Here is a 23,972-nt window from a genome sequence, read left to right as displayed (position 1 = left end):
GCGCCATGCCTCGATAGGCTGGTGCGCACAGAGTACCCCCCACCCTGTCCCTCCCCCGCAAGGGGGGAGGAGACGCCCACACCAGCGTCAGTGTTTTGGTCTCCCTCCCCCTTGCGGGGAGGGGACAGGGGTGGGGGTCGGCTCGCACCGGCGTAGCGTGGGTCTCCACACCCTCACGCCCACGGATCCGCCACCTGCGGCCACAACGGCCGTCCGGCATGCGGCAGGGGCAGCGTCCGGAAATCCGGCGACGACGTGCCCTCGGCCACCGCATAGATGATCCGGTCGGCGACCGGCGCGAAGCCGGCATGAAAGTGCTGTGCCGATTTCAGCACCACCGTGCGGTAGTCGCCGATCTCGATGCCGAACTGCGTGAAGGCATCGGGATTGAAAGTCTGCGTGCGGATGGTGTTGAGGACGATGTGGACGCCACCTGCATCGAGCAGCACGGCATCGCCCATCGGCATCTTGCCGGCGCCATAGGTCACCTTGGCATCGTGGATGAGCTTCAGCACCCTGGCCTCGACATCCACCGGCCGGCCCGACATGGCGCTGACCTTGCCGCCGATCCGTAGCCGCAGCGTCGCCCCTTCGCCGGCCTCCTCGCAGATCCGCACCGCCGCGGGATCCCACAGCAGCCCGAACAGCGCGCGCTCGGCTTTTGCGGCGAGCAGCGGCTCGAGCAGGAAGGTCGAGTCGCTCGCTGCACCGCACCCCGCATTGTCGGAAATATCGGCGACCACCGTGCAGCCATTGCCGCCGACAATCGCCGCCATCGTCTCGGTCACATCAAGGAGGTTCGCCGCGTAGGTTTCCCGCAGCGCCCAGATGCGGTCGCCAAGTTCCTGTGCCACCGCCTCGGCCAGCGGCAGGTCGCCATCAGTCACCACCACCGTCTTGGCGCCGACATCCGGCACATCGGCCCAGGGAAAGCCGTGCCCGAAGCTCACCGACAGCACCTTGTCGCGCTGCTCGGCCGCCTGCATCCAGTTGACCAGCGCCCGCACCGGCGGATCCGAGGTGCGCCAAACATCGAGCATCCGGAGATCATGCAGCGCCATCACCGGCTTGATCTCACCCCTGACGGTGCGCTGCGCCAGTTCGAACAGCTCGGCCCCGCGCTCGGCGACGTCGGTATGCGGATATTCCTTGTAGAGCACCAGCAGGTCGGCGCTGCGCATCAACCGCTCGGAGATGTGGCAGTGGAGGTCGAACTCGACGCCCACGGTCACCCCGGGCCCGACCACCTGGCGCACCATCTCGACCAGTTCGCCCTCGCAGTCGTCGCACTGCTCTGACGCCATTGCGCCATGCAGGTTCAGCAGCACCAGATCGAGCGGGCCGGCGGCTCGGAGGTCGCCGAGCAGCGTATCCCTGAGTTCCACCCACACCGCCTGCACCGTGCGGCCCGCCGGCTGTGCAAAGGCCGACAGGCTTTCGATCACCTCGTCGCCTGCCGCCTCGGCGAGGCGGCGCCACTCCTTGAGCGGCAGGACGAAATAGTTGTCCGAGCTGAGGCTGGCATCGCGGCGGACCCACAGGGTTTCCTCGAACGTCTGCCGTCCGGTCGGCAGTGGCGAGAACGTGTTGGTCTCGGTGCCGAGCGCCGCGATGAAGATGCGCATCAGACCGCCCCGAAACCCTTAAGCCCGACATCGCGCGCCGACGCGTCGAGCTGCTCGAGTGTCGCCGCATCTACGGGCACGCCCTCCACGAGGCGCTTCGCCCTCGTCTCGAGCTCGGGCATCCCCGGCAGCTTCACACTGCCGCCGCCCTCGTTCTCCGACAGCACCCAACTCAGCACCGACTCCATCTCGGTGGCGAACGGTCCTGATGTCCCGAGCCGCTCTGGCGAGACGATCACCGAGAACATCGAGTTGATCACTGCGCCATTGCCGGCCTTTGCGTGCTGCGTCGGCGCCCCGACCAGCGCGGCGCCGAGCAGTTCGCAGGCCAGCATGAGACCCCAGCCCTTGTGCTCGCCGAACGTCGTCAGCGAGCCCGGCGGGTTTTCGAACAGCGCGCCCGGGTTGATGGTCGGCTTGCCCTGGTTGTCGAGCAGCGCCCCGGGCGGCAGTTCGGCCCCCTTGTTGTGCGCCACGCGCACCTTGCCGGCAGCGAGCTTGGACGTGGCGAAATCCACCACCACCGGTGGCGCTCCGTCACGCGGGAAGGCTGCGGCAAACGGGTTTGTACCGAGCCGCGACTGCGTACCGCCGAACGGCGCGACGATGGCGCCGGCGACCACGTTGACGAAATGGATCGACACCATGCCGGCGGCCGCGCATTGCTCGGCCCAATGGCCGATGCGGCCGATGTGGTGGCTGTTGCGGAGGCTGACGATGGCACTGCCTTCGTCCTTGGCGCGGGCGATGCCCAGCGCCATCGCATCATGCGCCATCACCTGCCCGGCGCCCTGCCCCGCGTCGCAAATCAGCATGGCGCCGGTGTCGATCGCCACCGTGAGGCTCTGGTTCATCACCATGCCGCCGGACTTCACGCCGTTGATGTACATTGGCACCACGCCGACGCCGTGTGAATCGTGGCCGCGCAGGTTCGCTTCCACCAGGTGCCCGGCAATCAGCTGCGCTTCCCGTGTCTCCGACCCGGCGGCACGAAAAACACTCACAGTGCTGGCCTGCAGCCGCTCCCACGGCACGAGGTGCATCTTGGTCTCAGACATTGGAAGGTTTCCTCGAAAACTCAGATTGCGGCGGTGAGTCCGCCGTCGACGGTAATGACGCTGCCGGTGGTGTAGCCCGAGGCGCGTGCGGCGAGATAGAGGGCAGCTGCACCCAGTTCGGGCGGATCGCCCCAGCGCGCCATCGGCGTGCGGTCGGCGATCTTCTGCTGGAATTCCGGCACCGCGCCACGCAGCGGGGCGTTGCCATCGGTGAGGAAGTAGCCGGGCGCCAGGGCGTTGACGGTGATCCCGTTCGGCGCCAGCTCCACTGCCAGGCCGCGTACCAGCCCGTGCAGCGCAGTCTTCGCCGTCACATACGCGCTGATCCCCGGCCGAGCGACGGTGGCATTGATCGACGAAACGAACACGATCCGCCCATAGCCGGCTTTGATCATCAGCGGCGCCGCGTGGCGCGCCAGCCGCCATCCGGCCGTGAGGCTGCCGTCGATCACCGATTGCCACTCCGTTTCGTCGAGTTCGACGAACGGCTTCCGCACCCCGACGGCGGTGTTCGAATAGAGGATATCGAGCCGCCCATGCCGGGCGGCGATATCGTTGAGTGCCTCGACCGCCGCATCGCCGTCGGCGGCATCGAAGGCCGCAATCTCGGCGCTGAGACCCCAGCCGAGCATCTGCTCCAGCCGCTCTTCGAGCAGCTCCGCCCGCCGCCCGGTCAGCACCACACGAGCCCCGGCCGCAGCCAGCGTCTGGGCCACTGCCCAGCCGAGTCCTTTGGAGGCGCCGGTGACCAGCGCCACCTGGCCCGAGAGGTCGAAAAGCTGCGCCGGGTTGCGCGGTGCAGGGTCCGTCATCAGCTGTACTCGATCCGCGGGTCGATATAGGCGTAGAGCACGTCGACGGCCATGTTGATGCCGATATAGAGCACCAGGATCACCACGATGCAGCCCTGGATCAGCGGGTAGTCGCGCGTGCTGATCGCCTGGATCAGCAGCCGCCCGAGCCCCGGATAGGTGAACACCGCCTCGGTCACCACCGCCCCGCCGATGAAGTTGGCCATCATCAGCCCGACAATGGTGACGAACGGCAGCAGTGCATTGCGCATGATATGCGTGCCGACCACCTGCCGCTCCGGCAGGCCCTTGGAACGCGCGGTGCGGACATAATCGGCGCGCAGCTCGCCCACCAGCGAGGCCCGCAGGAACCGCGCCAGGATGCCCGACACATAGACCCCGAGCGTCAGCGCCGGCAGCGCCAGGTTGCGCAACGCTGTCAGTGGATCCTCCCAGATCGGCACGTAGCCCGAGGCCGACGGCAACCAGTGCAGCTCCACCGCGAACAGGAGGATCAACAGGATCCCGAGCCAGAAGGTCGGTACGCCCAGCGCCAGAGCGCTCCAGGCGCTCAGCACTCGGTCGATCCACGAGCCGGGCTTCAGCGCGCTGAGGATGGCGACGGGAATACCGATCAGCAGCGACACGATGGTCGCCGCTACCGCCAGGTGCAGCGTCGCCGGCAGCCGCTGCCCGATCAGATGCAGCACCGGCTCGCGGCCGTGGATCGACATGCCGAAATTGCCCTGCAGGGCATTCCATAGCCAGTCCAGATATTGCACCACCGCCGGCCGATCGAGACCGAACTGCTTTTCCGCCGCGGCGATCGCCTCGGGCGTGGCGTTCTCGCCCACCAGCATGCCGATCGGCCCGCCCGGCACCGCGAAGATCATCGCCCAGATGCCGATCGAGGCCAGCAGCAGCACCGGCAGCAACTGCCCGAACCGCCGCAACACGAAACCGATCATGGCGCGCCCCCGACCTTGGCATAGTTAGTGCGCACCGGCCTCTCCGTGATCCTCCCCCGTGGAACGGGGGAGGGGGACCGCCGAAGGCGGTGGAGGGGGCGACGGCAAGCGCCGATGTGTGAGGCCGCCCCCTCCACCAGCTTCGGTGGTCCCACCGCGGTGAGGGTCTTTGCCCTCATCCGCCCCCCGCTGCGCGGTGGAGGATCACCGAGAGTCCCGTGACCAGTCATGGCGTGCCCCCGACCTTGGCGGGCGTGACGACCTCGCTGCGGTTCTCGAGAATGCCGGCCAGCGCCCGGCCGATGGTGTCGAAGCTGAGGATGGTCAGCGTCAGCACGATGCCGGGCAGCACCGCATAGTACGGCGCTTCATGCAGGTAGGATTTGCCCGTACGCAGCATCTCGCCCCAGCTCGGGGTTGGTGGCGCGACACCGACCCCGAGAAACGACAAGGCCGCCTCGAGCAGGATCGCCACCGAGCAGAGCACGACGACCTGGACGAAGATCGGGCTCCATGAATTGGGCAGGATCGTGCGGAACATGTTGTAGGCCGAGCTGCCGCCGAACGCTTCGACCGCGGTAACGAAATCGCGCCGCCTGAGCGACAGCACCTGCGCCCGGGTGATGCGCGCAAAGCTCGGAATGCCGGTGATCCCCACCGCGATCAGCGCCGCCACCTGGCTGCGCCCCAGCACCGCGATCATCGCCATGGCGAAGAGGATGGCTGGCAGCGCCAGGAGCACATCGACGAAGCGCATCAGCGTCGCGTCACGCCAGCCGCCGAAGAACCCGGCGACGAGCCCGATCGGCACCCCGATGACTGCCGCGATCGCCACCGCGCCGGCGGCGGTGAGCAGCGAGGTCCGCGCCCCGAACACCACGCGCGCCAGGATATCGCGGCCCACCTCATCGGTGCCGAACCAGTTCGCCGCCGATGGCCCGTTGAGCGCGTTGACCAGTTTCTGGGCATAGGGGTTGAGCGGCAGGAAATCGGCGAAGATCGCTGCCAGCGTGATGCCGACGAGGAACAGCAGCGCCAGCGCCGAACCCGGCCTCAGCAGCAGCCGCTGCACCACCGAGCCGGTTGAACGGAGGAGTTTCATCGCGCCGCCTCCAGTTGCCGTTCGGCCCCTGCCGGCAACGGCCCGGCGTGATGGCACGAGGTGCGGGTTTCAAGCCCCGGATAGGCCTCGAACACCGGCGCCTCGCTGCGGCAACGCTCGGTGGCGCGGAAACAGCGCGGATGAAAAGTGCAGCCGCTGGGCGGCTTGGCCGGATTGGGGATCTCGCCTTCGAGCACGATGCGCCGCCGGCTGTCGCGCACTGCCGGATCGGGCACCGGCGCGGCAGAGAGAAGGCTCTGCGTATAAGGGTGCACCGGTTGGTCATAGAGCGTGTCGCGCCCGCTCTCTTCGACGATGCGGCCCAGATACATCACCGCTACGCGGTCCGAGATATGCCGCACCACGCTGAGGTTGTGGGCGATGAACAGGTAGCCGAGCCCCAGCTCGCGCTGCAGATCCTGCAAGAGGTTGATCACCTGCGCCTGGATCGACACGTCGAGCGCCGCCACCGGCTCGTCGAGGATCAGCAGCCGCGGCTGCAGCGCCAGCGCCCGGGCAATGCCGATGCGTTGCTTCTGCCCGCCTGAGAACTCGCTCGGGTAGCGCCCCAGCATCGAGCGCGACAGGCCCACCATGTCGAACAGTTCGGCGATACGCGGTGCCCCGCCCATTTCGTCATAGATGCCATGGATGCGCAGCGGTTCGGCGACGATGTCCTCGACCGTCAGCACCGGGTTGAGCGAGGCATAGGGGTCCTGGAAGATATACTGCATCTGCCGGCGGGCCTTGCGCATCTGGGCGCGCTCCAGCCCGACGATCGACTGCCCTTCGAAGCGGATGTCGCCGCCTGTCGCCCCGATCAACCCCATGATGGCGCGCCCGGTGGTGGTCTTGCCGCAACCGGATTCGCCGACGAGGCTCACCGTCTCGCCCGGCCGCACCGCAAGGCTCACGCCGTCGACCGCCCGCACCCAGCCCACAGTGCGGCGGAGGATCGAGGATCGGACCGGGAAATGCACCTTGAGGTCATCGACCACCAGCAACGGATCGGCCGGCGGGGTGGCTCCGCCGGCCGCCTCGCGCGGCGTGGCAACTACGCTCGCAACGGGGATCTCGTCCGCATAGTGACAAGCCGCCTGCTGCAGCTCGTTGACTACACGTAGGGATGGTTCTTCGCGGCTGCAACGGGCCCGACCCACAGCGAGGGCGCAGCGCGGGTGGAAACTGCAGCCGGTGGGCAGCGCACTGGGGGTCGGCGGTTGGCCGGGGATCGGGTCGAGCCGCGCATCGGTGGTATCGATCCGCGGAATCGAGCGCAACAGCGCCCGCGTATAGGGGTGCCGGGGCGAGCCGAACAGTTCGGCCACCGGGCCGGTCTCGACGATGCGGCCGCCATACATCACCGCCACCCGGTCGGCGACTTCCGCCACCACTCCCAAATCGTGGGTGATGAGGATCACCGCAGCGCCGGTTTCGGCCTGTCGCCGCGCCAGCACCGCCAGCACCTGCGCCTGCACCGTGACATCGAGCGCCGTGGTCGGCTCATCGGCGATGATCAGGTTCGGCTGCCCCGCCATCGCCATGGCGATCACCGCCCGCTGCCGCATGCCGCCGGAAAACTGGTGCGGATACTGGGTGGTCCGCCCTTCGGGATCGGCGATATCGACTTCGCGCAGCAACTCGGCGGCGCGTTTGGGCGCCTCGCCTTTGGCGAGCAGCCCATGCGCCACCTGCCCCTCGGTGATCTGCCGGCCGACCGGCAGCACCGGGTTGAGCGTCGTCGTCGGATCCTGGAAGATGAAACCGACATCGCGCCCCCGCATCTGGCGCAGCGTTTCCGGCTCGGCCCCGATCACTTCGAGCTTGCCGAGCCGGATCGAGCCGGAGACCCGCGCGGTCTCGGGCAGCAACCCGGTGACCGCGAGGGCGGTGACGCTCTTGCCCGATCCGCTTTCACCGACAATGCAGAGCACTTCATTGGCGTAGACGTCGAAATCGACGCCCCGCACCACAGGCACCGCACGACCGGAACCGGTGAACTCCACCTTGAGATCCCTGACCGACAGGACCGGAACAGCGTTCGGGTCTTTGTCGGGTCGCACGGCGCCTGCGTCGGCCATTACTTGAAGCCGATGGTGCGAGCGACGAGCAGGTTGTCGATATCGAGCGTAAAGCCACCAAGCTTGTCGGAAGCAACGATCAGCCCGGTATCGACCGTGTTGGTGGGCACGGCAAACGCACTCGTCACCAGCACGCGGTTGAGCTCGGCATAGGCCGCCTTCACCGCATCTTCCGGGCCGGAGGTAGCGTTCACCTTGTCGATCGCCGCGACATAGTCCGGGAACGGGTGCGGGTCCTTCAGCACCGGGTTCTTGGACGTGCGGTAGATCGAGTTGGTGGCCATGCGCGACGGGAACTTCTGCGCATTGCCGACCGCCCCGAAGGTGGCCCAGAAGTCGCCGCCCAGCAGCGCATCGGTGTATTCGGCGCCCTGGCGGACATCGAGCTCGATATTGATGCCGGCCTCGGCCAGTGCGCTCTGCACGATCTGGCTGATCACCACGCCAGGCTCGTCATTGCCGAACACCAGCATCTTCCAGTCGCTCATCTCGGCAGCCGACAGGCCCGATGCTGCGAACAGCTCCTTGGCCTTGTCCATGTTGTAGGCGAACTCGGCGGTGTAGGCCGCGTCGAACGCCGGCGAAGCCGGAGCCCAGGGCAGCGCCACCACGGTACCGAGGCCGGCATAGGCCACCTTCACCATGCCCTCGCGGTCCATGAGGTAGTTGAAGGCCTGGCGGAACTTCTCGTTGGTGAACGGTGCGCGTGTTGCATTAATGCGGAACACCTGCACCAGCGAGCCCGGCCCGCGGATCACCTGGTAGCCCGCATCCTGCAGCCGCACCGCGTTACGTGCGGTGCTGCCATAGACCATGTCGATCGAACCCGACTCGAGCGCCGCGCTGGCCGCCGCGTCGTCGGCGAAGATGGTGAACACGATCTCGCCGAGGATCGGCTCGTTCTCGCGCCAGTAGTTGGGGTTCTTCTTCATCGTCAGGCTCTGCCCGACGGCACGATCGGCGAGCAGATACGCTCCCGTGCCGGCCGGCACGGTTTCGACCGTCGCGATCCCCGCCGCTTCGATCGGGATCATGAACTGCAGGAGGTCGGTGATCTGCTTGGTTGGCACCGGCGCCTTGAAGTTGATGGTGATGGTCGTCGCATCGGGCGCTGCCCAATCCGCAACGATCGCCATGGTGCCGAAAACGTTCTTGCCGAGGTCGGGGTTGGCCGCCTTTTCCAGCGTCGCCACCACGTCGGCCGAGCTGAACTTGCCACCCGATGCGAAGGTCACGTCGTCGCGCAGCTTGAGCGTGACCGAGGTGTTGTCGGCGTTGATCGTCCATTCCGTGGCAAGGCTCGGTACCGCCTCGCCTTCCGGGGTGTATTCGATCAGGCTGTCATAGAGGTTCTTGATCAGATGGAAGTTCACCGTCGAGAACTGCTGCGGATCGTAGTTGGTCATGTCGGCGAGCAGGCCGACGCGCAGCGTGCCACCCTTCAGTTCCTGCCCCTGTGCCGACACCGGCGCGACGAGGCTGGTGCTGATCGGGGCGACAGCGGCGAACAGCGCCAGCCCCAAAATCTTCAATGGCCTAAGAAATCCGTACTTCATGCAAGCGACTCCCCTGTGAGTTCAAAAGACGTGACGGCAACAGGCAGAAAAATCAGGCTGGCCGGCGTGGGCCCGGCTGCGACGACACGGCGCGCCAGTCCGGGACCCGATCGAGCGGGTACATCGGCCGCGGCACCCGCTTCCACGGCAGCGTGAACACGTCCGACTGTCCGGGGCCGCGCGTATCGGCGCGGATCACCCGCGCGGTCAGCGGCGCGAAATACTGGAAGTTCGACGCGGTCTTCAGCACCGCGATCTTGTAGTCGCGCGGGTCCACGCCCATCGCCTCGTAGAGCTGCGGCAGGTTGCCGGCGAGCCCGCGCAGCTCGGTGATCATCATGGTGATCGGCCCGACATCGAAGATCACCGCCTGGCCGAGATCGACCTCGTTCTGGTGGCTGTCGGTGATATGGATCATGCCGCCGCCGACGGTCCGCACCGTGCCCGTCACTTCGATCGGGGTGAAGAACTCGGTCGCCGCATCGCCGCCGAGCATGAGCGTCACCTGGGCGCCCTCGCCGGCTTCGCTGAGGGTCTTCGCGGCGCCCGGGGAGATCAGCGGCACCAGCGCCTTGCTCTTGAGCTTCAGCCGGATCATCGCCTCGAGGATCAGGTTGCTGTCGCCGGCCGAGCCGCCGAACACCGTGTCGCCAGTGTCGGAGAGGACGACGATACCCTTGGGTTCGGCGTCGGCCATCCGCACCGCATCGTCGATCGACACCGCCTCGCGCACCTGGAAATCATCACGCAGCGACCAGCAGAGGTCGGCCAGTTCGTCGGCCAGCTGTTCGGCCAGCGCCTGGTCGTTGTCGGTGACGACGACGGCCGACCAGCCGCCTTCGGCCACGTCCAGCCAGGGCTGCATCGGATAGTTCGAGGCCTGCAGCACCCGTAGGTCGGCTTCCATCGCACGCGCCCGATCGAACCAGACCTTCATCGGCCCCTTCGAAGTGAGGAACTGCTCCTGATGCGACACCAGCGGGATCTTTCGCCACGCCGTCGTCGGTTTCAGCTTGTTGGTGATGATCTTGAGCAGCAGTTCAGTGCCGATCACCCCGGTGTCGAACGTGTCATGCGGCTGCGTCCGGTGGCCGACGATGGCGTCGACGCTGTCGACCATCTTCTGCGTCACGTTGGCGTGGTGATCGAGCCCCAGGACGATCGGCACGTTCGGCCCGAGGATGGCGCGGCACAAAGCCGCCTGCTCGCCCTCGACATCGTCGATCCCTTCGGCGGCGCACGCCCCGTGCAGCTGCAGCGCCAGCCCGTCGATCGGCCCCTCGGCCAGCGCGGCTGTGAGCCCCACGCGGATCTTGTCGTCGAAATAGTCGTAGGAGGCCCGGTCGATCCGCCCGCCGGCCACCGCCCAGGCGCGGATGATCGGCACGATCTCGATGTCGAGATCGGACTCTTCGATCACCTTGATGAAGCCGCCGACCTGCCCGAGCCCGCGCAATTTCTCGACGATGTCGCGGCCCTCATAGATGCCGAACGCCTCGTAGTCGGCCATCGTGGTGAGGACCGGATTGAAGTCGTTGGTTTCCTGGGCGACGTGAATAACGGCAATACGCAAGGCAATCTCCGGGCAATACCATCCCGTCTCGCCAAATGAAGGATTGGCGAGGTGAACAGTCCTATCGGTTCTCCGAAGGTGGAGAACTTCAGAAAAGTCTCGGAAACGGAGTGCTAAGCCGTCGCGATCACAGGGCGCACCCGTAGATCATCACGCTATTAACGGCCCAAAATGGTGTCAATAACGCCGGGTTTCGTCAGGGGGAACAACACGGGCGGGGAGTATCGACCTTAGGAGCGGCTGCGATCAACGTTGCCGAACCTTCGGCTGACCCACAGCGATCTCCCACCCACGATGTCATCCCAGCGAAAGCTGGGACCCAAGCATCAGCCCGCGCCAGCCGAGAGTTGGGTCCCTGCTTTCGCAGGGATGACAGCCGGTGGGTGGGTCAGAAGCCAGGGCCTCCGCCCGCTCGGGCGATATGGGGTAACTGCCCTAATGCTGCGCCCCCAGATGTGTGGAAATCCGCCTGGCGGCGCCCTTCAGCGCATCCGCCGCCACCATGGTGAGCTCCGGCTTCATCCGCCGTTCCGGCGCCGAAAGACTCATCGCGGCGACCGGATAACCTGTCCGATCGAGGATCGGCACGCCGATGCACATCAGCCCGTCCTCGTTCTCGCCCACTTCGATAGCGTAACCGCGCCGCCGCACGTCATCCACCTGGCGACGCAGCTTGTCGGCATCGGTCAGGGTGTTGATGGTCCGCTGCGGCAGATCGCTGCTCAGCGCCAGCGCACCGGCATCCGGCAGGAAGGCCATCATGGCCTTTCCCAACGAGGTCGAATGCGCCGGGTGCCGGTGCCCGATCCGCGCATTGGCGCGCAGCGGTCGGCCGGGCTCCAGCATGTCGATATAGACCACCTCGTTCTCCGACAGCACCGCGAGGTTCACCGTCTCGTGGAAGGTCTCCATCAGCGTCCGCATTTCGGGCTGGGCGATATCGCGCAGTCCCTGCAGCTCCTGGTCGACCCGCGCCAGCGAGCGGAACTTGCTGCCGACGCCATAGCGGTCGCGTTTCAGGTCGTGCTCGAGGAACTGCGCTGCCGACAGCGTCTGCAGGTAGCGGAACACCGTGGTCTTGGGGAGCCTCAGTTCCTGCACCGTCTCGGTCAGCGTCACGTCGTGCCCCTGCCGCGCCACGTAATCCAGCACCTGCAGGGCCTTCATCACAGGTAGAACGATATAGTCGCCGCCAGACTTGCTCATCGCTAACCCCTTGGTTGATCGGTCAGAAGAACGTCTTGAGGGCGCCGGTGACGCCATAATCCTCGTCGACCAGCACCAGCATCTGCCACTTGTCGAAGGTCGTGCACGGGTGCCCGATGCCGAACGCCACCATGTCGCCGGCTTCGAGCGGGCTGCCGTGGGGCGTGGTCATGTGGCAGTGCTGGTCGTTGAGCGCCACCACCGTATGCCCCGCCGGCATCGCCTCGGGCTTTGTCATCTTGCCCGGCCGGAACCAGCGCAGCGGCACCGGCATGCCGGCATCGAAGCTCACGTCGCGCTTGCCCATGGTCAGCACGGTGCGCCCATCCTCGGGCCGCGACTGCACGTAAGCCCAGACTTCCAGCGCCGCCTCGAGGCGGCCCGCCGGCAGCTTCAGCGAGGTGTCGTTGATGATCCGCTCGAAGGCCGCGGCATAGGAGATCGAGTCATGCGTCAGGTAGCAGCCCGAGCGCAGCACCTTCACCACCGGCCGTGCGAACGACACCTGGTTGAAACGGGTGCCGACCCGGTCGAAGAACGCCGAGCCGCCGGCGCTCACCACCACCGGCTGACCATCGCGGAACAGCCCTTCGCCGAGCGCACTGACCGCCAGCGCCGCCACATCGTCGATCAGCCCGTCCGCGGCTTCCGGCGTCGGCAGCAAGCCTTCGAAGCACTCGAACCCGCCCAGCACCAGCCCCGGCGTCGAGGCGACGACACGCGCCACCTCCATCGCTTCAACACGGGTGCGGGCACCGGTGCGGCCACCCAGAAAACCGATCTCGACCAGCACACGCAGCGGATTGCCCTTGGGCGGCGGATTGCGCCTTGCGCCTTCGGCCAGCAGCTGCAGCCCCGGCAGCCCGTCGGCGAGGCAATAGAGCTCGAACCCGTCACCCCCGAGCGCCCGGAAGCAGGCGTCGATCGCCTGCCGGCCCACCGGCTGGTTGGCGATCAGCACCCGCTTCACCCCGAAGCGCACGCAGACATTGAGCTGCTGTACCGTCGCGACGGTAATCGCCCAGGCGCCATCGGCCACCTGCAGGTCGAACAGAGCCGGCGACATCGTGGTCTTGCCATGCGGCGCGATCACCAGGTCGTTCTGCCCGGTAAAGGCGCTCATCCATCGGCTATTGGCACGCACCACCTCCTCGCGGATCACCGCCAGCGGCAGCGGCATGTCGCCCTGCAGCACGTTCCAGCCCTGCCGGCCCACCTCGCCCACGGTGAGCGCCGGCGCGTCGAACGGCAGCCCCTTGGTCAAGGGGTCGAGCGGCTGGCGATCGAGGGCGGCGAGGTCGAGACGGGGAATCAGAGCCATGGGTGGGGGTCCAGCGGATAAATGGGGCGGCGAAGCTTGGTGTACGGGATCATCCTCGGATCGCTCGGGAACGGCCCGCCGGTATCGAGATAATGGATCGTCGCCGCAATCCTGGAGAATGCGGCATAGAAGTGGTTCGACGACTTCACCACCACGACCTTCTTCTGCGCGAGGTCGATACCCAGATTGGTGAAGGCCGGCGGGCTGAAGGTCTGCGACCGCCCGGTAGCGAGGACGATATCGACATTGCCGATGCTGATCGCCGCGGCCGGCCCGAGCGACACCCAGCTCTGCTCGAACGGGATCATCAGGTTGTCCGACAGGCCCTTGACCACCACGTCGGCATCGACCGGGTGGCCCGAGGTCTCCGACACCTTGCCGCAGAAGCGCAGCCGGATCGCCGCGCCGACGCCCGCCGCGCGGCAGAACTGCACCGCGATCGGATCCCACAGCGCCCCGATCGCCGAGGGGATTTCCGGATGCGCCAGCAGCGCATCGATCATCACCGAGGAATCTCCGGCAACGCCGCCACCCGGGCTGTCCCAGCGATCGGCAAAGACGATCGGCTGTCCCGGCTCGGCCAGCGCCTGTTGGATCGCCTCCTCGGGCTTATAGTGATAGGGCCCCGCCGCACCCGGCGGCCAACCGAGGATCTCGCGCCCCAGTTGCTCGGCCAGTGCCTTGGCCTTGCCGCGGTTACGCTCGCCATCGGCCACGACGAACACCTTGCAGCCGACATCGGCGACATCGGCCGGCGTGAAGCCGTGCGTCACCGAAATCGACAGGATGCCGTCCTTGCCTTCGAGTTGCATCAGCCTGTCGACGAAGCTTCGCCCCGGCTCGCGGCTGGTCATGAAGGCGGCGCTGAGCGAGCGAAGGTCGAACACTTCGGTCACCGGCTCGATCTCGCCCCGTACCGTGCGGAGGCAGAGCTCCACCAGGTCCTCGGCCCTCGCCAGGAAATCGGTGTGTGGAAACTCCTTGAACGCCACCAGCACGTCGGCACTGTCGACCCGCTGCTGCGTCAGGTGATGGTGCATGTCGAGTTCGGCCCCGATCACCACGTCGGGACCGACCAGCGCGCGCGTTCGCGCCAACAGGTCCCCCTCGCAATCGTCATAGCCGCGCGCCACCATCGCGCCGTGCAACCCATAGAGCACGATGTCCACCGGCATCGCCGCCTTGAGCTGGCCGAGGATCTCGTCGCGCAGGCTTTCGTAGCCCCCCTGCGAGATCAGTCCGGCCGGTTCGGCCCAGGTCGCCGTGCCCTCGATCAGCGTGAACCCATCGGTCTTGGCGCGGCGTCGCGCGGCCACCATTGGCGCCGAGCACAGGGTCGGCGTGTCGGGATGTGCACCGGGCGGGCAGTAGAATGCCTCCTCGAAAGCGCTGCGATCGACGAACAGCGGCGAGAAGGTATTCGTTTCAGTGGCCAGCGACGCTACAAAGACCCGCAACTCGATCGCTCCCCGGCAATACCATCCATCCTACATGATGGAACGTAACTCTGCTCGCCGTGCTGGATGTAATGATAATGACAGCCGGGCTGTCAACTCTGCCGAGGTCGCATCTCCGCAAGACTCTCTCGCAATGCTTGCACGACGCCGCCTCTCGTGTCTTATTGCGCCGGTAGCAGCCACCCGGCCCTTGTTCTACGATGTGGAACCAGCCCCGAGAGACCGTGCGAAATGCCTAAAGCCAGCGCCCCTGACGACGCGCCGACCAGTACCCCCGCCGCCGAGGCCCGGATCCAGTCCGTTGCCCGCGCCAAGGCACTGCTCGACGCCATGGCTGGCGGCGACTGGGTGTCGCTGCGCGACCTCGCGGCGCGAACCGGCCTCGCCAAGACCACCGCGTTCAACCTGGTCAGCGCGCTTGTCGATGTCGGCCTGACCGAGCGCGACGCCAAGGCCGGCGCCTATCGCCTGAGCCTGCAGCACCTCGTCTACGGCAAGGCGGTCGAGCGCCGGCTCGATATCGCCGCCATCGCCCGCCCGCATCTGATCCGCCTCTGCGCCACGACGCGCGAGACGGTCAACCTGGCGCTGCCCGGCCCCACCGACGCGGTGATCGTCGAGAGCCTCGAGGGCAGCCAGTCGCTGCGCGTCTCCTCCTATTCGGGTACCCGAGCCGCCTACCACTCCACTGCCTGCGGGCGCGCACTCCTCGCCCACCAGCCGCTCAACTTCCGCAAGATCATTTACTCGGTCGGCGACCTGCCGGCCGCGACCGCCCGCACCATCACCGACCCGGAAGCGCTCGAGACCGTACTGGAGCGCTGCCGCACCCTTGGCTGGGCCACCGAGTTCGAGGAAAACGAGATGGGCAGCGCCTGTGTCGCCGCACCGATCTTCGGGCCGGGTGGCGATGCCATTGCCGCCGTCAGCATTGCCGGCCCGTCGGCCCGCTACGAACCCGACAACATCGAGCGGCTGGGCAAGCTCCTTGTCGCCAGCCTCGCCGAGATCACCGCCGAAATGACCCAGCACGCGCCGCATCCGAGCTTCAGCAGATGACCAAGCCTCGCATCCTCCTCGCCGGCCTGTTCCACGAGACCCACACGTTCGTCGACGAGATCACCGGGCTCGACGCATTCACCATCAACCGTGGCGAGGCGGTAACGGCGCGGCGCGGCGACGGTTCGACCATCGACGGCTTCCTCGAGGTCGCCGAAGCCGAAGGCTGGGAGGTGGTCCCCGTCGCCGACTTTTCGGCCCTGCCCTCGGGTACCGCCGACCACGCAGTGTTCGAACTGTTCTGGAGCGAGCTGAAAGCCGGTCTTGAAGCGGCGCTCGCCAATGGCGGACTCGACGGCATCTGGCTGGCGCTGCATGGCGCCATGGTCACTACCGAGAGCGTCGACCCGGAAGGCGAATTGCTGGCGCGCATCCGCGGGGTGCCCGGCGCCGAGACGCTGCCACTGTTCGGCGTGTTCGACCTGCACGCCACTTTCACCGCGGCGATGGCGGCCAACGCCAACGGCCTCGTCGCCTATCGCGAGAACCCGCATACCGACGCCAACGAGTCCGCCATCCGTTCGGCGCAGCTGCTCGCCCGCTCGCTGCGCGAAGGCGTGCTGCCGCATATGGTCGCCCGTAACGCGCCGATCATCTGGGCCCCCACCGGCGTCGGCACCGCCGATCGCCCGATGCGCGATCTCGAGGGACTGGCCCGCCAGATCGAAGCCGAGAACCCGGAAATCTGGACCGTCAACGTCGTCGCCGGCTACTCCTTCTCCGACATTCCCGACGCCGGCGTCGCCTTCTCGGTCACCACCACCGGGGGCGACGCCGATGCCAATGCCGCCCTCGACCGGCTGGAAAGCCTCGCCATCGAGCTGCGCGAACTCGGCATCCCCACCGAATGGGATCTCGACGCCGCGCTGAACGAGGTTAAAGCCCTGCCCGGCGGCCCCTATGTCATCGTCGAGCCCTCCGACAATATCGGCGGCGGCGCTCCCGGCGACTGCACTCCGGTGCTGCGCGGCTTCCTCCGGCACGGCATCACCAACGCCGCCATCGCCATTGCCGACCCTGCCGCGGTCCGCGCGCTTGAGGGCGCGAGGCCTGGCGACAAGCGCACGCTGTCGATCGGCGGCAAGGGCAGCCGGCTCGACCCCGGCCCGGTGGAGCTCGAAGTCAGCTTCGTCAGCCGCTCCGACGGCGCTTTCACCCTCGAGGATCGCAACAGCCACCTCGCTGCCATGCAGGGCATCCACTACAATATGGGCCCTTCGGCCGTGGTCGAGGCCAACGGCATCAAGATCCTGCTCTCGAGCCGCAAGACCCCGCCCTTCGATCTCGGCCAGTTCCGCTCGCAGGGCATCATTCCCGAACAGTTGTCGGTGATCGGCGTCAAGGCAGCCGTCGCCCATCGCCGCGCCTACGACAAGATCGCCAAGGGCAGCTACACCGTCACCACGCCGGGCCCCTGCACCAGCGCCTTAACGACCCTGCCCTACCAGCGGCTCAGGAAGCCGGTCTTCCCGATCAGCTGATCTCCAGGAGAATATTGATGATCGAATACCCCAGCGCGCCGGATACCCCGCGCTCGCACCTGCCGTTCAGCCCCGCCACCAAAGTCGGCGAGTTGATCTTCGTGTCCGGCCAGGCCTCGGTGGACGCCACCGGCAAGATCGTCTCGGACAGTTTCGAGGGCGAGATGCGCCGCTCGATCGAGAACCTGCGCAAGGTGCTCGAGGATGCCGGCAGCGACCTCGCCCACGTCGTCCAGACACGCAACTACGTGCGCGACGATGCCGACCTGGCGCTCTACAACCGCATCTATCCGGAATATTTTGTGGCGCCGTTCCCGGCCCGCACCACCATCACCAATTGCCTTGGTGCAGCATTGCGTTACGAGATCGACTGCATAGCCGTCGCCAAGAACAGCAAAGCCTAGGAGCGTTTTCAGGAAAAGTTGTGAGACTTTCCACCTCGAAAGCGCGACAAGCAAAAGCTCTACCTGCCGGCTTTACCGGCTTCCTGCCCATTTTTTCGCCTCGCGAAACCGGCAGCCATTTACAACTTTCGGGCCCTGGGGCCACTTGGACCTAGAAGATTGAGGAGTCCCGCGTTGACCGTTACATCCCCCGCCGCACCATCGGCCGCTCAGTCACGCCCGCTCAGCTTCGATAAGTCCGTCGAGGCGATCCGCACCAACTCGCAGTGGATCTCCGGCGGCGTGAACAGCAATTTCCGCCTCAACATCTCGCCCACTCCGCTGGTGTTCGAGCGCGGGGAAGGCGCCTACCTTTACGACGTCGATGGCAACAGGCTGATCGACTACTACCTCGGCATGGGTCCGATGATCCTCGGCCACAAGCCGCAGGCCCTGGTCGATGCGGTGAAGTCGCAGATCGACAACGGCATCCTGTTCGCCGGCCAGACCGCCATCGAAGCCGAAGCCGCCCGCCTCGTCTGTGAGCTGGTGCCGTCGGCCGAGCGCATGCGCTTCGGTTCGTCGGGTTCCGAGGTCGACCAGGCCGCGATGCGCCTCGCCCGCGCCGCCACCGGCCGCACCAAGATCCTGAAGTTCGAAGGCCACTACCACGGCTGGTTCGACAACGTGCTGTGGTCGACCGCCCCGGCCCTCGACGCCGCCGGGCCGGCCGATGCGCCGACCCCGGTGATCGGCTCCAAGGGGCAGCTCAAGGACACCGCAGATACGCTCGTCGTTCTGCCCTGGAACAACCTCGAACTGCTCGAAGCGCGCCTCGCCGAGGGCGATATCGCTGCCGTCATCATGGAAGCCGCGATGTGCAACCAGGGTGCGGTGCACCCAATGGCCGGCTATCTCGAAGGTGTTCGCGAGGCCTGCACCAGAACCGGCACCATCCTGATCTTCGACGAAGTCATCACCGGCTTCCGCCTCGCCCCCGGCGGCGCGCAGGAACTGTTCGGCGTCAGCCCCGATCTCTCGACCTTCGGCAAGGCCATCGCCAACGGCTTCCCGGTGGCGGCGATCGCCGGCCGCGCCGACCTGATGGACATGTTCACCTCGGGTGGCGTCGTCCATGGCGGCACCTACAACGCCCAGCCGATCGCCATGGCGGCGACCGCTGCGACGCTGAAGTCGCTGACCCCGGCGCTCTACAAAAAAATCGGCGCCTCCGGCACAGCGCTGCAGGAGGGCTTCAGGGAAATCTTCGCTTCGGCCGGTGTCACCGCCTCGGTGGTGGGCTTCCCGCAGGTCTTCCACGTCGCGCTCGGCCTCGACAAGCCGGCCCGCGATTTCCGCGACCTCGCCAAGATGAACCGCCCCGCCTACATCGCACTGACCACCGCCCTGATGTATCGCGGCGTCCGCGCCCTCGAACGCGGCGCCTGGTTCCTCTCCAGCGAGCACGATGCCGGCGTGATCAACGACACGCTCGCTGCAATGCAGGATGCGGTGCGCGAGTTGAAGGTCAAGGGTACGCTGTAGCTTTTTGTCACCAGGGCCGGTGCGGCAAACGTACCCCCACCCCTGTCCCCTCCCCGCAAGGGGGAGGGAGACGCTTCGACTGACACCGGTGTCTATGGGACGAAGGCAATGGCCACAGGGTCACCTCCCCCCTTGCGGGGGAGGGACAGGGTGGGGGTGCTCTTCCCGCGCCGCCCTATCAGTGTCGAGAGCCCATACCCCCACGCCAATCCTCTTCATTACCCATCCGACTGCCGTCTCGCGTTAAGCCGTCCCCTCAATTAGGATTGGCGAGATGACTGACGACAATGAAGAGCGGATCCCCGCGGATCTCACCGCGCTGCTGCAGACCGGCCGACCGCGCGCGGCGCTGCGGGCGCGTCGCCCTGAGATCACGCTGCACCAGCTCCGCATCTTCTGGGCCGTCGCCCATTCCGAAACCCTGACCCGCGCGGCGAAGCAACTTGGCCTCGCCCAGCCTTCGCTGTCGCAACAGTTGTCGAAACTCGAGACCACTGTCGGCACAAGGCTGTTCCGCCGCCACTCCAACGAGATGACGCTCACCGAGGCCGGCACTTACCTGCTCCCCAAGGCCGAGCAGATTCTTCGCAACATGCAGGATCTCGAAGATGGGCTCGGCCAGTTCAGCGGAGGCCATCGCGTCACCGTCCGGCTCGCCGGCATCAACTCGGTGCTGCGCGTGGTGCTGCCCGAGGCGCTGACCATGACGCAAAGCAGGTTCCCCGACATCGATTTCGACATCCAGGAAAGCGCTCCCGCCGATATCCTCGAAATGCTCTACGGCCGCCGCGTCAATATCGGCCTGCTCGCTGCCAACTCGGTGGCGGACGCAAGCGTCGGCTTCCTGAAAATTCCGGTGATCGAAGACCCCTATGTCCTCGTGGTCCCCGAGACGTTGAACCTCGACGACATCACCGATCCGCGTGAACTGGCTCCTGCCGACTGGGCCGTGCTCAACCGCTCGATCCAGTTTATTTTCGGCACCCAGCACGCCAAGCGCGTCGCCGATTGGTACGACCAGATGCTGCCCGAGCATCGGGTCGTCGCCCAGTGCCGCAGCTTCGAGGTGGCTATCGGGCTGGTCCGCGCCGGCTCCGGCATCTGCCTCGCCCCGGCGCTCTCGACGGTCACCGGCAACACGTCGCTCGATGGCGTGCGGCTCTACCGCATCAATGCCGATGCCCGCCGTATCGTCGCGCTGGTCGCCTCGCAATACCGGCGGCAGGAGCCCTACGCGACCCTGATCGACGCTTTGCAGGCCACCGGCGAAGCGCTTGCCATCCCCGGTATCCGCGCGACCCCGCCCTTCCTCGATCGCGCCGCTCTCTCCGAATTCTAACCAATAGGCCATATCTATCAGCATGATAGAGTGCGGGCCCCACCATTCTCCCCGACACTCCTCCGCGCGGCACCAAGCCGTGAATCGTGAGGAGAACTTCGAATGAAGTCCTGGAAGAAGCCCAAGCTGGTCGAAGTGCCGGTGAGCATGGAAATCAACATGTACGCTTGCGCGACTCGCAAGTAACGACGTCGATCCTGCCGCGGGGACGGGCCTCATGCTCAGCATTATTGTCCTTGGAACCGCGGCGGGTGGCGGGGTGCCGCAATGGAATTGCGGCTGCGACAACTGCCTTGCCGCGCGCACCAGCCACGCCGAACTCAGGGCCACGCAAGCCTCGATCGCCGTCAGCGCCGATGGTGAGCACTGGTTCCTGATCAACGCCTCGCCCGATCTCCGCCAGCAGCTGACCGCCACCCCGGCGTTGCATCCGCGCGCCCTCCGCCACAGCCCGATCGCCGGCGTCATCCTCTCGAATGGCGAAGTCGATGCCATCACCGGCCTGTTGACGCTCCGGGAGGGTTCGCCCTTCATCCTCTACGGCCACCAGCGCGTACTTTCGCTGTTGGCCCAGAACTCCATTTTCAATGTGCTGAAGCCGGCCCTGGTGCCGCGCGTCGCCATCGCGGCGGATGTAGCGTTCGAACCCGCCCTGCCCGACGGTTCACCGTCCGGCCTCGAAATCCTGCCGTTCGTTGCCCCCGGCAAGGCCGCCTTGTTCGTCGAGGAGACCGGCGCCACCGAAGAGGGTGATACGCTCGGCTTGGTCATCCGCGACAAGGCAAGGGGCGAGAGCCTGGTCTTCCTCGCTGCCTGCGCCGCCCTCACTCCCGAGGTCGAATGCCACCTGCGCGGCGCTAAGCTCGTCTTCTTCGACGGCACGCTGTTCACCGACGACGAGATGATCCGCCTGGGCCTCAGCCAGAAGACCGGCCAGCGCATGGGCCACATGGCGATGTCCGCCGCGCTCCCCGCCCTCGAGAACCTCGGCATCGAGCGTAAGCTCTTCCTCCACATCAACAATTCGAACCCCGCCCTGATGCCCGGCTCGCCCGAGCGTCGGGCCCTCGCCCGGGCCGGCTGGCAGATCCCGGCCGACGGGATGGAGATCACGTTATGACTGCACTCACCGCCTTCTCGGTCCCGGCCGACGCGCCGCTCGATACCCCGGAACAACTCGAAGAGCAGCTGCGCTTCATCGGCGCCACCCGCTACCACAGCCTGCACCCGTTCCATGGCCTGTTGCATGGCGGCAAGCTCAACAAAGGCCAGGTGCAGGCCTGGGCGCTCAACCGCTACTACTACCAGTCGACCATCCCGATCAAAGACGCTGTGGTGATCTCGCGCTTCCGCGATCGTGACACTCGCATCGAATGGCGCCACCGCATCTCCGACCATGATGGCGATATCGGCACCGAAGGCGGCATCGAGCGCTGGATCAAGCTGACCGAGGGGCTTGGCCTCAATACCGAGTATGTCGAAAGCGCCGAGGGGATCCTGCCCGCCACCCGCTTCGCCGTCGAAGCCTATGTGCATTTCGTGCGCGAAAAATCGCCACTCGAAGCCATCGCTTCTTCGCTCACCGAGCTGTTCGCGCCGAACCTGCATGAGGAGCGCATCTCGGGAATGCTCAAGCACTATGACTTCGTGAACCCCGAGGTGATGAGCTATTTCAGCCGCCGCCTCACCCAGGCGCCGCGCGATTCCGAGTTCGCGCTGAACTACGTCAAGCAGCACGCCAGGACGCCTTACGAGCGTCAGCTGGTCTGCAACGCGCTGATCTTCAAGACCAATGTGCTCTGGGCGCAGCTCGACGCGCTCTACCACGCCTATGTCGAGGGGCACCTACCGCCCGGCGCGTTCGTTCCGGCAGCACCATGAACACCGCCACCGCTCCGGCTGCCCGGCGCCGGCTGATCGTTGCCGAGGACAGCATCCCCAGCCTCGCCCGCGGGACTCGCCTTCGCTACGACGAAGCGCGCCAGCGCTGGGTGCTGCTGGTGCCCGAGCGCGTCATGGCGCCCGACGAGATCGCCGTCGAGATCCTGCAGCTCTGCGACGGCCAGCGCAGCGTCGCCGCCATCATCGACCAGCTGGCCGCCGCCTATGCCGCGCCGCGCGAAGAAATCGGCGCCGACGTCATCGCCATGCTGCAGGATCTCGCCGGCTCCGGCTTCGTCGTCGAGGCCCGAAAGGCCACCCCGTGAGCCCGACCCTGCTCGATACCAGCCCGGTCTTCGCCGACCAGACTGATGGCCTCGCCATTCTCGAAGAGCGCTCCGTTGCCGAAACCTACGGCATCCCGCTCGCCGTGCTGCTCGAACTCACCCACCGCTGCCCGCTGCAGTGCGGCTACTGCTCCAACCCCATCGAGATGGAGCGGGCCGGCAACGAACTCAGCACCGACGAATGGAAGCAGGTGCTCACCGAACTCGCCGAGATCGGCGTGCTGCAGGTGCATTTCTCCGGTGGCGAACCGACGGTGCGGAAGGACCTCGCAGAGCTGATCCGGCACGCCAGCGACCTCGGGCTCTACTCCAACCTCATCACTTCGGCTGTGCTGCTGACCCGTGACAGGATGGCGGCGCTGGCCGATGCCGGACTCTGCCACATCCAGATCAGCTTCCAGGGCAACGAGCCCGAGCTCGCCAACCGCATTGCCGGCTTCAAAGGGCACTCGAAGAAGCTGGAAGCCGCCGGCTGGGCCCGCGAGCTCGGCCTGCCGCTCACCGTCAACGCGGTGATGCACCGGCAGAACCTGCACCAGCTGCCGGGCATGATCGAGATGGCCGTCGAACTCGACGCCGACCGTATCGAAGTCGCCAACGTCCAGTATTATGGCTGGGCGCTGAAGAACCGCGCCGCGCTGATGCCGACCATCGCCCAGATCGACGAGGCCACCCGCATCGTCGAGGACGCTTCAGTGCGATTGAAGGGCATCCTCGACATCGACTATGTCGTCCCCGACTACTACGCCGATCGTCCGAAGAAATGCATGGGCGGCTGGGGCCGGCAGTTCTTCAACATCACGCCGGCGGGCAAGGTGCTGCCCTGCCATGCGGCGGAAAGCATCACCGAGCTCGATTTCGAGAGCGTCCGCTCCAACCACTCGATTGCCTGGATCTGGCAGAACTCCGAGGCCTTCAACCGCTATCGCGGCACCGGCTGGATGCCCGAACCATGCCAGAGCTGTGCCTTCAAGGAGCACGATTTCGGCGGTTGCCGCTGCCAGGCCTTCGCCCTCACCGGCAGCGCCGCCAACACCGACCCCGCCTGCAGCCTCTCGCCACGCCACCACGAGATCTTCAGGACGGCGGAACAGGAGTCTGCTACCGGAACGAACCGCTACATCTACCGCAACTTCGCCGGTGGCACGCTGGAGCCGGACCGGCAGGAAGTGTGAGGCATGTTCCGGGAGCCAAAGCGC

Annotated in this window: 21 protein-coding genes; 10 read left to right on the top strand and 11 right to left on the bottom strand. The window is 66.5% G+C overall.

Annotated features, from left to right (window positions below; genetic code table 11):
- Positions 1-173: 173 nt before the first annotated feature.
- From VGV07_RS11720 to VGV07_RS11670, 11 genes are all read right to left on the bottom strand, one after another.
- The gene (locus tag VGV07_RS11720; RefSeq protein ID WP_326868873.1) at positions 174-1,625 is read right to left on the bottom strand and encodes a M81 family metallopeptidase; all 1,452 of its coding nucleotides are present in this window, start codon (positions 1,623-1,625) and stop codon (positions 174-176) included.
- Positions 1,625-2,683, bottom strand: coding sequence for a malate/lactate/ureidoglycolate dehydrogenase (locus VGV07_RS11715; protein WP_326868872.1), 1,059 nt, complete (start codon positions 2,681-2,683; stop codon positions 1,625-1,627). The genes VGV07_RS11720 and VGV07_RS11715 overlap by 1 nt, the downstream gene beginning before the upstream one ends.
- Positions 2,684-2,703: 20 nt before the next feature.
- Positions 2,704-3,495, bottom strand: a complete 792-nt coding sequence (locus VGV07_RS11710; RefSeq protein ID WP_326868871.1) for an SDR family NAD(P)-dependent oxidoreductase — start codon at positions 3,493-3,495, stop codon at positions 2,704-2,706.
- Positions 3,495-4,442 carry an ABC transporter permease gene (locus tag VGV07_RS11705; protein ID WP_326868870.1) on the bottom strand — a complete coding sequence of 316 codons (948 nt, stop codon included), beginning with the start codon at positions 4,440-4,442 and terminating at the stop codon, positions 3,495-3,497. Before VGV07_RS11705 ends, VGV07_RS11710 begins: the two co-directional genes overlap by 1 nt.
- Positions 4,443-4,668: 226 nt before the next feature.
- Complete coding sequence (locus VGV07_RS11700) at positions 4,669-5,544, bottom strand: ABC transporter permease (protein WP_326868869.1); 876 nt, start codon at positions 5,542-5,544, stop codon at positions 4,669-4,671.
- Entirely contained in the window at positions 5,541-7,625 is a 2,085-nt protein-coding gene (locus tag VGV07_RS11695) for an ABC transporter ATP-binding protein (RefSeq protein ID WP_326868868.1), read from the bottom strand. Before VGV07_RS11695 ends, VGV07_RS11700 begins: the two co-directional genes overlap by 4 nt.
- A complete protein-coding gene (locus tag VGV07_RS11690; protein WP_326868867.1) occupies positions 7,625-9,181 on the bottom strand; it encodes an ABC transporter substrate-binding protein in 1,557 nt (518 codons plus the stop codon). The genes VGV07_RS11695 and VGV07_RS11690 overlap by 1 nt, the downstream gene beginning before the upstream one ends.
- Before the next feature lie 52 nt (positions 9,182-9,233).
- Complete coding sequence (locus VGV07_RS11685; protein ID WP_326868866.1) at positions 9,234-10,754, bottom strand: M81 family metallopeptidase; 1,521 nt, start codon at positions 10,752-10,754, stop codon at positions 9,234-9,236.
- Positions 10,755-11,189: 435 nt separating this feature from the next.
- On the bottom strand, positions 11,190-11,960 hold the full coding sequence (locus VGV07_RS11680; RefSeq protein WP_326868865.1) for an IclR family transcriptional regulator: 771 nt from the start codon (positions 11,958-11,960) through the stop codon (positions 11,190-11,192).
- A gap of 22 nt (positions 11,961-11,982) precedes the next feature.
- Positions 11,983-13,281 (bottom strand): amino acid aldolase, encoded by a 1,299-nt coding sequence (locus tag VGV07_RS11675; RefSeq protein ID WP_326868864.1) that lies wholly within the window; start codon positions 13,279-13,281, stop codon positions 11,983-11,985.
- The gene (locus tag VGV07_RS11670; protein WP_326868863.1) at positions 13,272-14,738 is read right to left on the bottom strand and encodes a M81 family metallopeptidase; all 1,467 of its coding nucleotides are present in this window, start codon (positions 14,736-14,738) and stop codon (positions 13,272-13,274) included. The genes VGV07_RS11675 and VGV07_RS11670 overlap by 10 nt, the downstream gene beginning before the upstream one ends.
- 231 nt (positions 14,739-14,969) lie before the next feature.
- Between VGV07_RS11670 and VGV07_RS11665 the strand changes: the two genes are divergently transcribed.
- The 10 genes from VGV07_RS11665 to pqqE all read left to right on the top strand — a co-directional run bounded on the left by VGV07_RS11665 (position 14,970) and on the right by pqqE (position 23,948).
- Positions 14,970-15,797 carry an IclR family transcriptional regulator gene (locus VGV07_RS11665; protein WP_326868862.1) on the top strand — a complete coding sequence of 276 codons (828 nt, stop codon included), beginning with the start codon at positions 14,970-14,972 and terminating at the stop codon, positions 15,795-15,797.
- Positions 15,794-17,278, top strand: coding sequence for a M81 family metallopeptidase (locus tag VGV07_RS11660; protein ID WP_326868861.1), 1,485 nt, complete (start codon positions 15,794-15,796; stop codon positions 17,276-17,278). Before VGV07_RS11665 ends, VGV07_RS11660 begins: the two co-directional genes overlap by 4 nt.
- A gap of 17 nt (positions 17,279-17,295) precedes the next feature.
- On the top strand, positions 17,296-17,682 hold the full coding sequence (locus VGV07_RS11655; RefSeq protein WP_326868860.1) for a RidA family protein: 387 nt from the start codon (positions 17,296-17,298) through the stop codon (positions 17,680-17,682).
- A 174-nt stretch (positions 17,683-17,856) separates the two neighbouring features.
- Positions 17,857-19,206 carry an aspartate aminotransferase family protein gene (locus VGV07_RS11650; protein WP_326868859.1) on the top strand — a complete coding sequence of 450 codons (1,350 nt, stop codon included), beginning with the start codon at positions 17,857-17,859 and terminating at the stop codon, positions 19,204-19,206.
- 274 nt (positions 19,207-19,480) lie between these two features.
- Positions 19,481-20,545, top strand: a complete 1,065-nt coding sequence (locus VGV07_RS11645) for a LysR family transcriptional regulator (RefSeq protein ID WP_326868858.1) — start codon at positions 19,481-19,483, stop codon at positions 20,543-20,545.
- A gap of 102 nt (positions 20,546-20,647) precedes the next feature.
- Positions 20,648-20,731 (top strand): pyrroloquinoline quinone precursor peptide PqqA, encoded by an 84-nt coding sequence (gene pqqA / locus VGV07_RS11640; protein ID WP_055046352.1) that lies wholly within the window; start codon positions 20,648-20,650, stop codon positions 20,729-20,731.
- A 31-nt stretch (positions 20,732-20,762) separates the two neighbouring features.
- The gene (gene pqqB, locus VGV07_RS11635; RefSeq protein ID WP_326868857.1) at positions 20,763-21,665 is read left to right on the top strand and encodes a pyrroloquinoline quinone biosynthesis protein PqqB; all 903 of its coding nucleotides are present in this window, start codon (positions 20,763-20,765) and stop codon (positions 21,663-21,665) included.
- A complete protein-coding gene (gene pqqC / locus VGV07_RS11630; protein ID WP_326868856.1) occupies positions 21,662-22,426 on the top strand; it encodes a pyrroloquinoline-quinone synthase PqqC in 765 nt (254 codons plus the stop codon). The genes pqqB and pqqC overlap by 4 nt, the downstream gene beginning before the upstream one ends.
- Positions 22,423-22,752 (top strand): pyrroloquinoline quinone biosynthesis peptide chaperone PqqD, encoded by a 330-nt coding sequence (gene pqqD, locus VGV07_RS11625; RefSeq protein ID WP_326868855.1) that lies wholly within the window; start codon positions 22,423-22,425, stop codon positions 22,750-22,752. Before pqqC ends, pqqD begins: the two co-directional genes overlap by 4 nt.
- Entirely contained in the window at positions 22,749-23,948 is a 1,200-nt protein-coding gene (gene pqqE / locus VGV07_RS11620) for a pyrroloquinoline quinone biosynthesis protein PqqE (RefSeq protein WP_326868854.1), read from the top strand. The genes pqqD and pqqE overlap by 4 nt, the downstream gene beginning before the upstream one ends.
- The last annotated feature ends 24 nt before the right edge of the window (positions 23,949-23,972 follow it).

It is taken from the genome of Devosia sp., assembly GCF_035944845.1.
Lineage (GTDB): Bacteria > Pseudomonadota > Alphaproteobacteria > Rhizobiales > Devosiaceae > Devosia_A.
The sequence above is the reverse complement of the archived record's forward strand: the minus strand, read 5'-3'. Positions and strand labels throughout refer to the sequence as shown.